The organism is Cupriavidus sp. 01L46 (assembly GCF_056399905.1).
The window spans coordinates 1-15389 of record NZ_JBFTSF010000145.1 but is presented as its reverse complement, the minus strand read 5'-3'; the positions used below and the strand labels follow the sequence as shown (position 1 = coordinate 15389).

At 64.9% G+C, this 15389-nt stretch carries 12 protein-coding genes and 4 pseudogenes; 3 read left to right on the top strand and 13 right to left on the bottom strand.

Annotated elements, in window-relative coordinates:
* On the bottom strand, positions 1 to 192 hold a 192-nt coding region (locus AC1DS3_RS23270; protein ID WP_477128037.1), incomplete at its 3' end, for a hypothetical protein.
* A 278-nt stretch (positions 193 to 470) separates the two neighbouring features.
* On the opposite strand from AC1DS3_RS23270, the pseudogene AC1DS3_RS23265 reads away from it, so the two are divergent.
* Positions 471 to 1424: pseudogene (locus AC1DS3_RS23265) on the top strand (PDDEXK nuclease domain-containing protein); the annotation flags it as partial.
* A gap of 683 nt (positions 1425 to 2107) precedes the next feature.
* On the opposite strand, the pseudogene AC1DS3_RS23260 reads toward AC1DS3_RS23265, so the two are convergent.
* The 4 genes and pseudogenes from AC1DS3_RS23260 to AC1DS3_RS23245 all read right to left on the bottom strand — a co-directional run.
* Positions 2108 to 2616, bottom strand: a pseudogene (locus AC1DS3_RS23260) (FUSC family protein); the annotation flags it as partial.
* Positions 2597 to 3093, bottom strand: a pseudogene (locus AC1DS3_RS23255) (multidrug transporter subunit MdtN); the annotation flags it as partial. The pseudogenes AC1DS3_RS23260 and AC1DS3_RS23255, both read right to left, overlap by 20 nt.
* Positions 3094 to 3100: 7 nt before the next feature.
* Positions 3101 to 3361: pseudogene (locus tag AC1DS3_RS23250) on the bottom strand (hypothetical protein); the annotation flags it as partial.
* Positions 3362 to 3526: 165 nt separating this feature from the next.
* Complete coding sequence (locus AC1DS3_RS23245) at positions 3527 to 4006, bottom strand: RNA polymerase factor sigma-70 (protein ID WP_441637177.1); 480 nt, start codon at positions 4004 to 4006, stop codon at positions 3527 to 3529.
* 432 nt (positions 4007 to 4438) lie between these two features.
* Between AC1DS3_RS23245 and AC1DS3_RS23240 the strand changes: the two genes are divergently transcribed.
* Positions 4439 to 5092, top strand: coding sequence for a 4'-phosphopantetheinyl transferase family protein (locus AC1DS3_RS23240; RefSeq protein ID WP_477128036.1), 654 nt, complete (start codon positions 4439 to 4441; stop codon positions 5090 to 5092).
* Here the strand turns inward: AC1DS3_RS23240 and AC1DS3_RS23235 are convergent.
* The 4 genes from AC1DS3_RS23235 to AC1DS3_RS23220 form a co-directional block, all read right to left on the bottom strand.
* On the bottom strand, positions 5056 to 6426 hold the full coding sequence (locus tag AC1DS3_RS23235; protein WP_441637181.1) for a lysine N(6)-hydroxylase/L-ornithine N(5)-oxygenase family protein: 1371 nt from the start codon (positions 6424 to 6426) through the stop codon (positions 5056 to 5058). The genes AC1DS3_RS23240 and AC1DS3_RS23235 overlap by 37 nt on opposite strands.
* Before the next feature lie 68 nt (positions 6427 to 6494).
* Positions 6495 to 7562 carry a GNAT family N-acetyltransferase gene (locus tag AC1DS3_RS23230; RefSeq protein WP_441637183.1) on the bottom strand — a complete coding sequence of 356 codons (1068 nt, stop codon included), beginning with the start codon at positions 7560 to 7562 and terminating at the stop codon, positions 6495 to 6497.
* A gap of 95 nt (positions 7563 to 7657) precedes the next feature.
* Positions 7658 to 8656 (bottom strand): alpha/beta hydrolase, encoded by a 999-nt coding sequence (locus AC1DS3_RS23225; protein WP_477128035.1) that lies wholly within the window; start codon positions 8654 to 8656, stop codon positions 7658 to 7660.
* Between the two features lie 27 nt (positions 8657 to 8683).
* Positions 8684 to 10342, bottom strand: a complete 1659-nt coding sequence (locus AC1DS3_RS23220; protein WP_477128034.1) for a cyclic peptide export ABC transporter — start codon at positions 10340 to 10342, stop codon at positions 8684 to 8686.
* Positions 10343 to 10514: 172 nt separating this feature from the next.
* Between AC1DS3_RS23220 and fhuF the strand changes: the two genes are divergently transcribed.
* A complete protein-coding gene (fhuF, locus tag AC1DS3_RS23215; RefSeq protein WP_441637189.1) occupies positions 10515 to 11297 on the top strand; it encodes a siderophore-iron reductase FhuF in 783 nt (260 codons plus the stop codon).
* On the opposite strand, the gene AC1DS3_RS23210 is transcribed toward fhuF, so the two are convergent.
* The 4 genes from AC1DS3_RS23210 to AC1DS3_RS23195 all read right to left on the bottom strand — a co-directional run.
* On the bottom strand, positions 11239 to 11433 hold the full coding sequence (locus AC1DS3_RS23210) for a hypothetical protein (RefSeq protein ID WP_441637191.1): 195 nt from the start codon (positions 11431 to 11433) through the stop codon (positions 11239 to 11241). The genes fhuF and AC1DS3_RS23210 overlap by 59 nt on opposite strands.
* Positions 11430 to 12590, bottom strand: a complete 1161-nt coding sequence (locus AC1DS3_RS23205; protein WP_477109485.1) for a PepSY-associated TM helix domain-containing protein — start codon at positions 12588 to 12590, stop codon at positions 11430 to 11432. Before AC1DS3_RS23205 ends, AC1DS3_RS23210 begins: the two co-directional genes overlap by 4 nt.
* A gap of 56 nt (positions 12591 to 12646) precedes the next feature.
* The gene (locus AC1DS3_RS23200) at positions 12647 to 14794 is read right to left on the bottom strand and encodes a TonB-dependent siderophore receptor (RefSeq protein ID WP_477128033.1); all 2148 of its coding nucleotides are present in this window, start codon (positions 14792 to 14794) and stop codon (positions 12647 to 12649) included.
* Between the two features lie 164 nt (positions 14795 to 14958).
* Positions 14959 to 15389 (bottom strand): hypothetical protein (locus AC1DS3_RS23195; RefSeq protein ID WP_477128032.1); only part of this gene is annotated, 431 nt, incomplete at its 5' end.

The following is a 15389-nucleotide window of genomic DNA, read 5'->3' as shown; positions in this document are numbered from 1 at the left end:
GTCTTCGGCTGCAACCGTCATGGACTGCAGAACGTTGTCCAGAAGCGGCGCAAACTGGCCGGCATGCCGCAGAACTTCGTGTGCGGGACTGATGCCCATCTTTTCTACAAAGTCCACGAGGACTGGCATTAGCTCCTCGTAAAACTGTTGGAATCCAGCTTTGCGACTCTCCAGGCCGACCTCAGATGTCATTGATCCTCCCATGGCTCAGAAGATTGCGTTGGCTTCGTCGGACGGGGTATTGTMGCCGATATTTCCACCGCCATCGACTGGCCGTTCCTGGCCGATCTCCACCTTCCGTCGGGGGCCGGCAGGAACCTTGTCCACCTGCAGCAGTTTGCTGGTGACAAATTTACTTCGCAGCCCGCGAACGCTTTCCCGGCAAGGGCTGGCGGGAACTGGACCCGTCTCGCCCGGTGTGTTGACACATTTACTGTCGCAATGGTGACGGATTTAATGCGGTCTACGGATTTGGGCGAGGTTTTTCCGAGCGCAACTTGGAGCAGATGCGTTCCTTTTACCAGGGGTGGCCCCCCTGAGCGGATTTTGCAGACAGCGTCTGCGAAATTGCCGCGCGCTCGAAAGTCGCAGACGCTGTCTGCGATTTCAGTGGGTACCGTGTTTTCGGAATCACTGCGGCGCAATGCGATTGATCTAGCCGCCCTTGCCAAGGCCTTTCCCTTGCCTTGGTCGGCCTACGTGCGTCTGTTGTCGGTCAAAAATGAGCAAGCGCGCCATTTCTATGAGACCGAAACCTTGCGCGGGGGCTKGTCGGTACGGCAACGTGATCGGCAAATCAGCCCCCAGTTCTACGAACTACTGCCCTGTCGCGCAACAAGGCTAGCATGCCGGAAAAAGGTGAGTTGGCCGAGCCTAGTGATGCGATCACACCAGAGGAGGCCATCAAAGACCCGTTCGTTCTGGAATTTCTCGACCTAAAGGACGAGTATTCCGAATCTGACCTCGAAGACGCATTGATCCGACATCTGGCTGACTTCCGGCTCGAACTGGGCGATGACTTTGCCTTCATCGGGCGCCAGCGCCGACTGCGAATTGACGACAGTTGGTTTCGCGTCGATCTCCTTTTCCTTCACCGTAGACTCAAGTGCCTATTGGTGATCGACCTCAAGGTGGGCAAGTTCAGCTATGCAGACGCAGGGCAGATGCGCCTGTATCTTAATTATGCGCGCGAACACTGGATGAAGCCTGGAGAGAATCCATCGGTGGGGTTGATCCTTTGCGCCGAAAAAGGTGCATCAGAGGCCCACTATGCATTGGAAGGTCTGCCCAACAAGGTGCTAGCTGCCGAATACCAGACCGTGCTGCCTGATGAAAAACTGCTAGCCAAGGAGCTAGCCAAGACGCGGCGAGAGCTGGAGTCGCGGCGCACCGGGAAGAATGGTAATACAGACGGCTCGGAATGAGGGGTAATTAGCATGATCCGACCAAAACGACCCGTGAGGCGCCGCTGAAGCCAGCAGGACGCCCTAATTGGGCTCATGATCGTTGGCAGGAAGTGGGAAAAAGACCAGTGATTTAATGGGCTTTCAGCTCCGTATCGGCAGGAAACGCGCTGGATGCTCGAGTTGCCTACCTCACCGTCAGATGTGGTAGAGGAAACGGAGCTATGTGATTCATTCGGTTCACATTCGACGGAGGGCCAACGCGGCACTGCGATGGCCGTGATCGTGATAGAGCAACCTTCTCTTCTTCATAGCTTCATCTCACGCAACCGAGCCGGCAACCTGCCAATGCCCGCGCGCTTCCTCAAGTGCAGCTACGGCGCAAGTATGGACCGCAGGGGAACATGTCCTGAAGCGACTTTTGATATTGAGCGTCGGTTGCACAGGCAAACCTCCAGGCAATTCTTCAGATCGACAGAAACAGTAAGCGCGTGAGGACGTCCTTGAGATACGCGCAGGGGTCATGCTCGGCAGATCGTCGTTTCTCTGTCGCTGCAGTCGGAGGTGGAGTATGGTAGCGGCTTCAGCGCCAAGAATTTGCGGCATATGTGCGCTTCGCCGAGGCTTTTCCGAGCGAGGACATTGTCTACGCACTGAGTAGACAATTGAATTGGAGCCACCTCCCCAGCCTGATTTACATAGACGACCACGACGTTGGCACCGATGGGAATCGCGACCATCAGCCACGCATGGAGCAGCCCGCGCGTGGCCAGTTCATCGGCGTGCACGAGGCCCAGTTCGTCGAGACCGAAGCCGATGATCATGGCGACAATGGCGCCAATGGGTCGCAGCTTGCTGGCGGACGTCAGGAACGGCAGGCCGGCGGACAGCACCGCCATGCACGCAACGCGCAGCATCGGGCTGTCGAGCGTGAAATCGGCCAGCCCGATCACCAGGCCGATGATCAGGCTGACGAGAAACAGCGCCGCCACGCTCATCACGATGCTCGTGGTGCGGTCGGCGCGGTTGATAAAGAAGATGACGTAGGCGGATATGGCCGCTTCKGGCGTGCCGTAGATCGCGCAGATCAGGGCGGTGAGCGTGCTGGCCACCGCGATGCTCGTGATGCGGTCGTGCGGCCCGGGAAGGGGGCCAGCAAGGCGCGCAGGTCCCCCAGCCGGAGCCGGAATCCGTCAGCGGCAGGACGCGCTATGCCGGACCTCGACGATTGCGCTCGCACCCACGCGCGCCAGCGTCTCCGGCGGCGCTTCCAGCTTGATCCGCACCGGGAAGCGGCGCGCCACCCGCACCCAGTTCACGGAGGCCTGGACATACGGCAGCGAGCGCGGCAGGTTGATCTTGTCGGTATCGGTGATGCCTACGCCGGTGCTTTCCACCTTCCCCGGCATGGCCTGTCGGTGATCGATCATCGAATAGACGGTCGCGCAGTCGCCCGGATGGATATTCGCGAGCTGCGTTTCGCGGAAGTTCGCCACGGTGAACCACTCGCCGGTGTGGACGAGCACGAAGAGCGACTGGTTGGGCAGCACGACTTCGCCAGACAGCACGCTCAGGCCGGTCACCCGGCCCTCGTGCGGGGCGCGGACCACGGTGTCCTCCAGCGCGCGGGGGCGACGGCCAGCGCCGCTTCGCGGGCATGGACGGTGGCGATGGCGTCGTCGTCGTTGCCCACAGCCCAGGATGTGCCCCGTACCGAGGAGCCAGACGATCTCGGCGATCATCAGGCCGATTGCCGTGTTGACGAGCAGCGGGAAACCGAGAGTATCCGCCCAGCCCGTGGCGATGAGGATGCGCCAGGCAACGATGGCTCCCGCGATGCCAATCACGGCGCTCAGCAGCCAGAGCGGGAAATAGGCTCCAAACAGGCCTATGGACGGGGCGCCGGCACAACCAGACAGCGAAGCGGCCAACGCGACGAGCGCTAGCGAGCGCGCCATGGAATCGGGGGGCGGAATCGGTTCACGCAATATAGCAGTGCCGATTCCAGATTGTCCAAGGGGGCTCGGTGGATTGGCAACGCGGTGGCTTCGGTCAGCCTTGCCAGCGGGGGCAGGCCGTGATACCGGCGTGGCGGCGATTCGAGGCGGTCTTGGGTGCGCCAGTCAGATGGCCTGCTGGCGGGTCAATCGGGCACGGCAATGGATGCAGGCATCGCGCACCATGAAATTCACGAGCGTCGGCGAGACGCCGAGTTCCGAAGCAATATCCTTCTGCGCCATGCCCTGCACGCGGCACATCTCGAACGCGCGTTGCGTGCGCTCCGGCAGTTCGGCCAGCGCGCCCATCAGCGCGCACAGCGCCTGGCGATCCCGGACGATGATGTCGGGCAGCGTGGCCGGGGAGGGCGCGTTGACGCCTTCGTCCTCCGGCGCCATCCATTTCTGTTCCAGCGACTGCCGTCGGTACGTGTCGATCGCCAGGTTTCGAACGATCTGGAACAGGTAGCTGAGACGGCTGCGGATCGACGGCTCGTCCGTCATGGTGCGCAAGCGCAGGAAGGCGTCCTGCACCACGTCTTCGGCCTGGTCGCGAGAACCCACGATGCGGGCCGCGGCACCCACCAGCGCACGTCGATTTGCCACGAAAAGCCCCAACAGCGTGTCCGCGCCAAGGGCGGGCGTCAGACTGGTGCCAATTTCGGTTAAGGGAATCACGGGGGCGGCTCCTTGAATTGGTGCAGTGCGGAGCAGGTACGTTAATAAGAATGAGAATGATAGTCAATTAATAAAAAAGTAACACTGTTGTTAGTAAAGATGAGATTGCTATCCCGATTTCGGGATGTGAAAGCCATTAAATTTCGCCTTTGCTCACTCGTCCAGGCTGCGGTTGATACGCCTTGGCAGTCACGTGACGCATCGGCTGGCCCATCTAAATAGATACGCTCGCCGTTCGTCATGGTCTTAATGGAGATTCGATTCGCCCCGGGCGCGCCGCCCCTCACATCTCTTCCCAGTCCGATGCCGAGCGTCGCGCTGTGGCAGTTGCATCTCGACGGGAAAAGCGCCTCAAGGGGCATGTTGATCGAGTGCCTGAACGCCGAAGAGCAAGCCCGTGCGGCGAATCTTCGGCTGCAATCCGACCGACTGCGCTACGCCGCCACCCGCGCCGCACTGCGCGCGCTGTTGGGGCGGAGGCTTGACCTGCCTGCCGATTCCCTGCGCTTTGAAACCGGCCCGCACGGCAAGCCATGGCTAGATATTTCGGCGGCCCCGGGATTCAACGTGTCGCATGCGGGAGATTTCGCGTGGATCGCCCTGGCGGAGGGCGGCGGGGAGGTGGGGGTCGATATCGAATGGATCGACCCCGGACTAGGGCAGGACTCGCTGCGCGAGATGGCGACGCACTGCCTGACCGCGCGGGAGCGCGACTGGCTCGAAACCATGCCGGCGGCGGCATGGCCCGAGGCGTTTCACCTGCTATGGACCGCCAAGGAAGCCTTGCTGAAGGCACTGGGGCTGGGGATTGCCGACCACCTGCAGCACGTTTCGGTGGCCGTCGATACGAAACAAGGCGATGTGGGCGAYGCGCACGGCGCGCGCTGGCTCACCGTCCGCCCAGAATCCGGCCAGCTCGCTGCCCATACGGCAGCGCTGGCGCGGACCCGGCTCTATCGGCTGGACGCGCCTCCGGGCTATGCCGCGGCAATGGCCTGGCTGCCACCCTTTTGAACCGTAGACGGGGCCCAGCAACGATCGCGATTCGCGCTCAATGCATCGTGGATCGCCCCGGCGATTTCCTCGGCGCGCACGGGCAGCACGGACAGCAGCGTATCGCTCAGACCATGGCTGCTCTGGCAGAAGCCCTGGAGGTACACGGGCACGGCCAGCTCCGGCGCCGCCTGCACGCGATAGTTGCGATCCACCGAAAAGTCTCCGAGATAGCGCGCCAGCGGCTCCAGCAGGCGACGATGGCTTTCGCGCTCGTAGCCGGTGGCCAGCACCACGGCGTCATAGCGGCGCGTCTCGGAATCGGCATCGATACCCGCGCCGGGCGCCGTCGTGGCGACCGTCAGCTCGATCCCATTCGCACCGCCATGGGCGGCCCGCACGGCCTTGCACGTCAGCAGGTTCGCGCGGAACTGGCCGCTGACCTTCTGGCGATACAGCATCGCGTAGATCTGCTCGATCAGGTCGGCGTCGATGACCGAGTAGTTCGTGTTCAGGTACGCCTCGATCAGCCGGTCACGGCCAGCCTGGGCCTGCTCGAACACCACGTCGGTATAGGCCGGCGCGAAGATCTCGTTGACGAACGGGCTGTCGTCAGCGGGTTTCAGCGCGGCGCTGCGCACCATCCAGTCCACCTTTACCGACGGATAGTTGTCGTGAAGGTCGATGAACGCCTCGGCAGCGCTCTGGCCGGCGCCGATCACGGCAATCCGCATCGGCTTGCCGCCCACGCAGGGCTGGTTGCGGATCCAGTTCAGATAGCCGCTATGGTGCGTGACCCGGCTGTCATCGCGCATGCCGCGGAACGCTTCCGGAATGCGCGGCGTGCCGCCGGTCGACAGCACGATGGAACGTGCCACGCGGGTGCGTTCGCGCCCCTGCGCATCGCGCGAGATCACGCGCACGCGGTCGATCCTGCCGCCATCCATCTCGGGCTCGATCGTCTGCACCTCTTCGCCCAGGCTGCATTGCCCCGCGAAGTGGCTCGCGGCCCAGCGCAGATAGTCGTTGTACTCCATGCGGCTCGGATAGAACGTGCGCAGGTTGATGAAGTCCACCAGTCGCCCGTGGCGATGCAGGTAGTTCACGAAGCTGTACGGACTGGTCGGGTTGCGCATCGACACGAGGTCTTTCAGGAACGAGATCTGCATCTCGCTCTGCGAAACCAGCGTGTTGCCGTGCCACTGGTAGTTCTGCTGCTTTTCCAGGAAGTGCGCGTCGAGCGGCCGGCCGGAAGCCGCCTGCTCCTGAAGCGCGATAGCCAGGGCCAGGTTCGATGGCCCGAAGCCGATGCCGACCAGATCGTGGACGACGGGAGAGGTGTCGCGGAGCGTCATGTTTCGGTCCTTGCTGAGCAATCGGGAAAGAGGGAAGAGGGCGCACGCGCGCCCCGTTGGCAGAGGAATCAGTTGCGTGGCGTGGCTGGCGCCGTGGTGTCCGGCAAGAGCAGGTGTTCGCCGAAGAACCGCTCGCGCAGCAGCATCACGAGCATCGCGCGCTTGTGCGGGAAGTCGAACTCCTTGATCTTCGAAAAGCCCGTCTTGTCGAGGTTGGCGATCTGGCGCACGTGGTCGGCGCGCGGCTCGCCGACGATGCGCTGCGTGCGCGGATCGTCCAGGAACTGGTAGTGCTGGATGGCCGGGAACCACGCCGTCAGGAACGCCTTGCCCCGGAACGCCGGTTCGCCAATCAGCACGTGCCAGCCGCGATCGTGATCGTGCGCATCGTAGAACGGCGCGATGCGGTTTTCCTTGGCCCAGTACACCTCGAAATAGCCGAAGGGCGTGTCGTCGAACGACGCGATCAGCGGCAGCATATGCGGATCGTCGATCAGCCCTTGCAGATAGGCGCGATGCTTGGCCTCGTCGCCTTCCTCGTTCCAGAAGTAGGCGACATCCGGATCGTTCATCCAGCGATGCAGCAGCGGCAGATCCCGCTCCAGTTCAGCGGCGCGCAGCATCAGCGTCTTGTCGAGCCACGGAATATGGCGCGCATAGACCGCGCCATCCGGCTTGCCCGGCCGCAGCGGATGGCGCTTGCCATCGGTCATCGCATAGCGCAGCGGGAACGGCCCCTCGGACGCCGCCATGTACAACTCGGGGCGTTGCCAAAGCAGGCTGGCGTGCGCAGTACCCGCGATACCGCCGCGCGCGCCACCGGGCTCGCGCAGCAGCGCGCCGATCTGGTGAAGACGATTCTGTGCGCCGCGMGATTCGATATCGACGCGCAGCGCGTACGGCGCGCCGTTGGCGAAAGCGGCATCCAGCGCGGCCATCGTCGCATGGGCCAGTTCGTGGTCATCGGCGTGGCCGTCGTGCAGGCGCAGCACGTCGCCAGCGAACTGGAAGCTGGCAAGGGGCTGGCCGTCCCTCGTCACCGTCAGGCGCGAACCGTCGTAGCGGCTCTCGCGGCGCAACGTGGGCTGCGCCGCGAAGGACAGGTGGCGCGAAAAAGGAGCAAGCGTTGTCGGCATATGGATCTTCGTGTCTGGCAAGGCATTCGTTGGACGGTGCATGACGTCTGCCGTCATGCCTATCGAGACGATGCGCGGCGTGGAGAATTTAGCGCTCAGGCGGCGCGTTCCAACGGCACCGCCGTTGCATCGCGCGTTTGGAAGGCGCGGGCCAGTGCGCCGGCAATTTCCGCGCGGGCCTCGCCGGCGTCGGCGACGATATTGCCCATGCGCAGGAACTCGTGAACCATACCCGCGTATTCACGCACGACGACCGGCACGCCGGCATCGGCGAGCTTTCGCGCATAGGCGTGGCCCTCGTCGCAGAGCGGATCGCATTCGGCCAGCACGATCAGCGCGGGCGCCACGCCGCGATGGTCCTCGGCACGCAATGGCGCAAAGCGCCAGTCGCGACGGTCCGCCTCGTCGCGCAGGTACTGGCTGTAGAACCACTCGATCGTGTCCGTATCGAGCAGATACCCTTCGCCGTACTGCCGATGCGAAGCGGTGTCGGTGGTGCCGCCAAGGCCCGCATAGCAAAGCACCTGAAAGCATGGCCGGGGCAGGGCGGGTTCGTCGCGCGCCGCCAGGGCAAGCATGGCGCTGAGGGTTCCGCCCGCGCTGTCGCCGCCCACGGCGATCCGGGAGGCGTCCAGACCCAGTGATGCGGCATGCCTGCCCAGCCATGCCAGCGCATCGATGGCGTCATATGCCGCAGTTGGAAACTTGAACTCCGGCGCCAGCCGGTACGCCACCGACACCACGGCGCAAGGCGTGGCTGCGGCGATCGCCGTGCATAKGGACGCATGGGAATCGAGACTGCCGACCGTGAAACCGCCGCTATGGAAATGCAGCAGGACCGGCAGCGCATCCCCGTCTCCTTGTCGATCGGGCGCGTAGAGCCGGGCGTCGATGTCGGACCCGTCTCGCGTGGCAATACGCAGCGCTTCGACGCGGCCCACGGGTTCGGGCGGCAAGTCGAGCGCCGTGGACGCGTCATCGAACTCGCGCCGCGCCTGCGCGGGCGTCAGTTGATGAATCACCGGGCGTTTTCCGGTTGCGGTGGCGATTTCCACCATGTCGAGCAGCGCTTCGAGGTCGGGATGCAGGGGCATGGAATTCTCCGTGGACGTTGCAGCGCGTCAGGCAGCGGTGGCCGTGGCCAGCGTGGCCGTGTCGCTCTGCGCCCCGCGATGYGCCTGCACGGTGTCGCTGACGATCTGGCCGTTCTCGATCTTCACAACGCGGTCGGCCAGGTCGAAGTAGCGGTCATCGTGCGAGATCACGAGCACCGCCTTGCCCTGCGCGCGCAGTTCCGACAGCACTTCGCGATAGAACACGTCCTTGAAGAGCGGGTCCTGGTCGGCGGCCCATTCGTCGAGGATCATCACCGGGCGACGCTCCAGGCACGCGACGATCAGCGCCAGTCGTTTGCGCTGGCCTTGCGACAGCGACTGCGTGGTGAAGCGACCGTCGCGCACGGTGACCTTGTGGCCCAACTGGAAGCGCTGGATCAGGCGATTGGCCAGGGCGTCGTCCTGCGGATCGTGCGCAAGCAGCGTGTCGAACAGGTGGAAATCGGAGAACACGGCGGAGAACTGCGCTCGATAGTCGGCGAGATGCGCGGGGTCGGCCGCCTCGCCGTTATGGCGAAGTTCGCCGGCCAGCGGCGGATACAAGCCAGCCATYAGCTTGGCCAGCGTGGTCTTGCCGCTGCCGTTGCCGCCCACCAGGAACACGATTTCACCGGCATGGAGCGCAAGATCGACCGGCCCCAGCGCAAAGAAGCTGTTTTCGCCTTCGTGGAAGTAGCGATGGCTGGCGGCATCCAGCGACACGCTGGCAAAGCGGGAGACTGCTCGGTCGCGGGGCGGAGCCTCGGGCGCGGCATCGGCGCCCAGCGCCTCGATGCGCGCGTATGCCACACGCCCCATGCTCAGCGCCGGCAGCGCATTGAGCAGCGATTCCAGCGGCGACATGATGTACAGGAACATGATCGTGAAGCCAGTCATCACGGCCGGGTCCAGCGGCGTTGCGCGCGGCGCGAAGAGCACGCCGCCGATCACCGCGAAGAACAGGAAGCTGCCGAAGCCCAGCGCCACAAAGAAGATCGACAGGCCACGCGTGCGTGCGGTGCGCACGGCATCGAGCGTCACGCCCAGGCTGTCGCGAATGAAACTGCGCTGCTTGTCGTGATTGAGCTTGAGTTCGCGCGCGCCAGACACCAGCGACTTGAAATGGCCGTGCAGCGCATCCTGTGCGATACCGGCCTKCTTCAGGTGCACCAGCGCGCGGCGGTGGTTCCAGTGATAGAACCACGAGCCGACACCGAGAATCGCGCAGGCGATGGCGAACGTCGGCAGCGACAGCCACGCCAGATAGCCAAGGCAGCCGAGCACAACCATCGAGTTGGTCAGCACCACCGGAATCACGGACAGGCCGTTGGCCACGTGCGTGCTGTCATCGGCCAGCGCCGCCTGCACCCGCGCATTGCCGGTCTGCTCGATATGCGGGTAGGGCGCGCCAATGAAGCGCTCGCAGATCTGCGCACGGATACGCGCCAGCGCGCTCTGGCTGACGCGCACGAACAGCGTCGACGCCAGCGTGCGGCAAGCCAGCACGGCGATCGCCAGCGCCGCGAACGGCAGTGCCAGTTGCGGCGCGTCCGCGCCTTGCGTGGCCAGCACGCGGTTGATGAGCGCCACTATGCCGACGGCGCACAGGCCAGCGGCCAGGCTGGCCGCGGCGGCCAGGACGATGGTGAGCCGCAGCTTGCGCGGCAGGGAGGCAATAAGCGACATGCTGGCTAGATCCGKGATCGGCATTGCCTGGATGACGTGCGGCGCGCGGGGAAAATTAGGGCCGTCATGCGGGCCCATCGTGATGGAGCCACCTCCTTAATTTCCATCGCAGGCCATTCGTCATCCGTCAGGCAGGCCGGCATCTCGCCATGGCCGACGTACCACGTACCGCATGATCGACTTTCTCGCCCCATTCTTCGCCGGGCCCTTGCGGCCTTATGCCGAACGACTCGCGCTGGCCGGTGCGGCGGGGTCGGAACCATCGGGGGTGATGGCACGCGGTGCCAGTCTGGATGCCGGCTGGGCCGCCGAATGCCTGGCGCGTGCGTCCCGTGCGAGTGATTGCGAGGACCTGCGGGCGCTCGCTGCGGCGTGGTTCCGCGACTACACGATGGCGGTGCTACCAGGAGCGCTTGTCGCGGCCACGCTGCATCGGCGCGGTCTGGCGTTCGACGCTGACGCGGTGGTCTGGTGTGGCGCAGCCAATGGCTGGCTGGCGATGCTGGTACTGCCGGACGGCGGCGAGGCGTCCGGCGCCACGCTTGCCGCGTTGCTGTCACCGCTGGTCAACGCCCATCTGCCGCGCGTGGTGGCGGCGTTTTCCGTAGCCGCCCGGGTATCCCAGCGTTTGCTCTGGTGTACGGGTGGCGTGGCCGCCGCGGGCATCGCGAGGCAACTGGCCGCGCATCCGGTGCTGACGCCCGCGCAGCGCGCGGAAGTGCTGGCATGGATCGACGCACCCGTGTCCATCGACGGCTTCGCCAACCCGTTCCATGGCGCATTCCGACCTGGCGCGGAACCGGGCCAGCCGGGCGTGGCGCCCGTGCGACGCATCTGCTGCCTGAACTACCGCCTGCCGGGCGATGGCCATTGCGGCACATGCCCGCGCACGGCGCCTACTCCTTCGCGGACGCCATCCGCACGCGCCAATGTCGCCATAGCCGGTACGCCGTGACGGCAACGGGCACACCCAGGCCGATCCAGCACAGGGCGTCCCACGCGCCATCGCCGAAAATGCCGGCCGCCAGACCCGCGAAGGACAGCACGCCAAGCAGCACCGGCATCGGCCAGGTATCGTCGATCAGCTTCATGCCTGGTCTCCCGACAGTTGCGGCGGCAGCGTCGCAGTGGCGTCCTCGCGGCTGCGCCGTGGTCGCTTGAGCCAGAAAATGAAACCCGTCACCGTGGCGCCCGCCGTGATGACCGTCAGTAGCGCCCACAAGATCTGCAGCGGCCGGCCCGCATAGTCGCCGAAGTGGAACGGCGCCGACAGCAGCAGTACCTGCAGATACCACGGCATGCCGCGCACGGCGGCCACGCTGCCGTCGCCCGCATCGACAAGCACGATCGCGTAGACGCGCTTCTGCAGCTCCGTGTGGCCGCGCAGCACCACGCCGTAGTGGCGTCCGGTGGAAAACTCGGTATTCGGATAGAAGACGAAGGCCGGGTCCTTCCCCGGTACCTCCTTGTGCGCCTGCTCCAGCGCGCGATCCACCGGCACGAACGATGCGGGCGTCGGCCCCGGCAGCGTCGCGATCAGGTGCTGCAGCTCGGTCTTCTGCCAGACCCCGATGATCAGCGGGGAAAACGACAGGAACGTCCCCGTCAGCCCGACCACCAGTGCCCACACCATCACGACGATGCCGAACAGGTTGTGCAGGTCCGCCTGCACGATGCGCACCGGCTTGCCGAAGCGGATCAGGCCGAAAGCCAGCTTGCGCATGAACGGCCCGTAGACGACGAGCCCGCTCATCAGGCTCAGCGCGAACAGCACGCCGATAAAGCCGATGAAGAACTGCCCCGGCAGGCCGAGGAACAGGTTCAGGTGCAGCTTGAGGATGAAGCCGCTGAAGGTTTCGCCCGGCGGCCCCGGCTTGCGCGTGGCGCCCGTGGCAGCGTCGAACTGGACCGTCGTGCCATTGCGCAGCTTCGGCTCGCCAACGGGTCCCACGCGCACGCCAACGGCGTCGGCATCGTCGTCCGCAAACGAAATCGACTTGGTGAGCTGGCCCGGATGCGCGGCCTGGGCCGCGTCGACCAGCGTCTGCAACGCGGGCCGCCGTGCCGGCACGGCAACGGTGCGCTCGGCAGCCACCGCGCCGTGATGTTCCTGGCCGAGCAGCGCGTCGATGTCCTCGTGGAAGATCAGCAACAGGCCGGTGACGCACAGCACCAGCAGATTCAATGTGCAGAGCAGGCTGGTCCAGCGATGGATCGCGTACCAGAAGCGCAGCGTTGGGGCTTTCATGTTCTTGGACTCCTGCAAGGCAACGCCGCCCGGAAGGACGGGCGGCGTCTTGCTGCTTACCAGCGGTAGGTGGCCGTACCGATGATGGTGCGGCGGCGACCGTAGTAGCAGTTCGTGGCGCTGTCGCACCCGGCCACATACGTCTTGTCGAACAGGTTGTTGACGTTCAGACGCAGCGTGTAGTGCTTGGCGAAGGAGTAGCTCGCGGCCAGATCGAACAGCGTGTACGCCGGCACGGTCGTCACGTTCGTCTGGTCATACGACTTGCCCATGTACCGCACGCCACCGCCTAGCCAGACGCCCCGCAGGAAGCCGCTCGACAGGCGGTAATCCGCCCACAGCGAGGCCATGTGCCGCGGGATGTACTGCGGCGTCTTGCCTGCGTTCGGCGCGTTCGGGCCCGCCTGCGTGACTTCGGCATCCGTGTACGTGTACGACGCCAGGATGTTGAAGTTGTTCGTGACGGCCCACGTGCCTTCCAGTTCCACACCGCGCGAGCGCACTTCGCCGAGCTGCGAGACCTGGGTGGGCACCGGCGACGTCGTCAGCACGTTCTGCTGCGTCAGGTTGAACAGCGACAGTTGCGCGAAGCTGCGCGTACCCTTCGGCTGCCACTTCAGGCCGGCCTCGTACTGCTTGCCGGTGGTGGGCTTCGGCGTGCCGCCGCCGTACAGCACGGTGGTGGCCGTCGGCTCGAACGAGGTCGAGTAGGCAAAGTACGGCGACAGGCCATACGGGCCTTCCCACAGCAGGCCGGCGCGGCCGGTGAACTTGCCGTCGTCGGTGCCGGAGTGCGTCACGACGTTGGTGGCCAGCGTGCGGGCGTCGGCATCGACCTTCGCCTTGTCGTAGCGGCCGGCCAGTTGCACCACCCAGCGGTCCGCCACGCGCAGCATGTCCTGCAGGTAGAAGCCCACCTGGCTGCGCACCGTGGTGGTGTCGCTCTGGTACGCCGGCGCCACGAAGTTGCCGTACACCGGGTTGAAGATGTCGATAGGCGGTTGCTGCGTCGGCAGGCTGCCGGTCTGGCCCAGCAGGCGACCGAACGTGGACCGCGTGTAGTCGATCCCGGTGAGGATCGTGTGCTYGAAGATGCCGTGCTTGACCTTGACCTGCGCCTGATTGTCGACAGTGAACAGGTTGTACGACTCGTTCGACTTCAGGCCGATGCGGCGCAGCAGGTACGGGCCATTTGCCGGATTCGATACGAGACCGCCATTGCCGTTGATGTCCTCGTAGCTGGTGTACATGTGGCTGTAGCGCAGGTTCTGGCGCAGCGTCACCGTGTCATTCAGGCGATGCGAGAACTCGTAGCCCACCATGTACTGCTCGCGCTTGAAGCGCTCGAAGGACGGTTCGCCCGGGAAGAAGTCGGTCGGGATCTTGGACCCGTTCGCCAACGGCGTGATCGTACCCACGGCCGGCAGGAAGCCGGCGCTGTTGCCGGCGTTGTCGTGATAGATCTGCGAGTACAGCGTGAAGCTGGTGGCGTCGGTCGGGCGCCACGTGATCTGCGGCGAAATGAACAGGCGGTCGTCGCCGGCGTGGTTCGTCTGCGTCCCGCTGTCGCGCGCCAGCGCGGTCAGGCGGTAGAGCACCTTGCCGTCCTTGTCGAGCGCGCCCGTGAAATCGCCCGAGATCTCGCGGCGATCGTAGTTGCCGAAACTCAGGTTGATCTCGTTCGACGATTCCGCCTGCGGCCGCTTGCTGACCTGGTTGATCAGGCCGCCCGGCGCGGTCTGGCCGTAGAGCACCGACGAGGGCCCGCGCACGATGTCGACGCGCTCCAGGCTGTACGGCTCCAGGTCCCAGTAGGCATAGCCGCCGGACCAGGGCATCTTCAGCCCATCCCAGTACTGGCCGTTCTGGGCGGCGTTGAAGCCGCGGATGTAGTACGTGCCGCGCCGCGTATCGACGATCGGCTCGGTGCGCACGCCGGCGCTGTAGCGCAGGGCTTCTTCCACGCGCTGGGCGCCCTGGGCACGGATCTGGTCCGACGTGACCACGCTGATCGACTGCGGCGTGTCCTCGATGGGCACGTCCGTCTTGGTGGCCGATACCGACCTCTTGCCCACCGGGCCGTAGTTTTCGGCGACCGTATCGGCGCGCACGCTGACGGCCGGCAACTGGACTTCGCCGCCGCTGGCGGAGGCAGGCGTGGCGTCGTTCGTCTGCGCGTACGCCGTCTGGATCGTGACAGCCATGGCCAGCGCGGTCAGCGCGAATGGTTGCCGATTCGCCCAAGCCTGACGCGGCCTGGCGCTTTTACCCGTCCTCATATTTCTCCTGATTCTGCAGTTTTTTGATGGAGCAGTGATTCTAAATGCAAACTATTCGCATTTGCATTTATAAAATTACGATTCCTGGCCTACGTCGGTAGGGTTGTGGCGGACATGCCCTCAGTCGGTACAGGGGAATGCGGGCGTCTATCGCCCGAAAGCCCGGCGTCGAGGCTGGTGGCCAGATCGGCCAGCAGCCGCGCGTCGCGGACGATTCCGTGGTGATCCACCCCATCGAGCACCGCCTCCCGCCATGGCGCTCCCTGCCATGCGGCCAGCCGCGCAGCGGCAATATCGCGGCTGGAACGCCACCAGACGGCGCGTGGCGCGCTTACGACAGGCACCGCCTGCTGCGATGCCGCCATGGCGCCCAATCGATGCGCGGCGACGAACATCTGCGCCAGTTCTGCGGCCCCAAGCCCGGCCTGCGGCGATGGCGAGGCGGCCACGAGCGGCGCCAGCAGGCTGGCCACAAGGTCGGCCGCCGGCGCAGCGGCCGGCTGCGCGGGCAGCGCCAGGG

Bases quoted from the DNA above. Each gene is read 5' to 3' on its own strand.
- AC1DS3_RS23235 (WP_441637181.1), bottom strand. From the start codon at position 6,426: ATGACGCTCCGCGACACCTCTCCCGTCGTCCACGATCTGGTCGGCATC.
- fhuF (WP_441637189.1), top strand. From the start codon at position 10,515: ATGATCGACTTTCTCGCCCCATTCTTCGCCGGGCCCTTGCGGCCTTAT.
- AC1DS3_RS23210 (WP_441637191.1), bottom strand. From the start codon at position 11,433: ATGAAGCTGATCGACGATACCTGGCCGATGCCGGTGCTGCTTGGCGTG.
- AC1DS3_RS23205 (WP_477109485.1), bottom strand. From the start codon at position 12,590: ATGAAAGCCCCAACGCTGCGCTTCTGGTACGCGATCCATCGCTGGACC.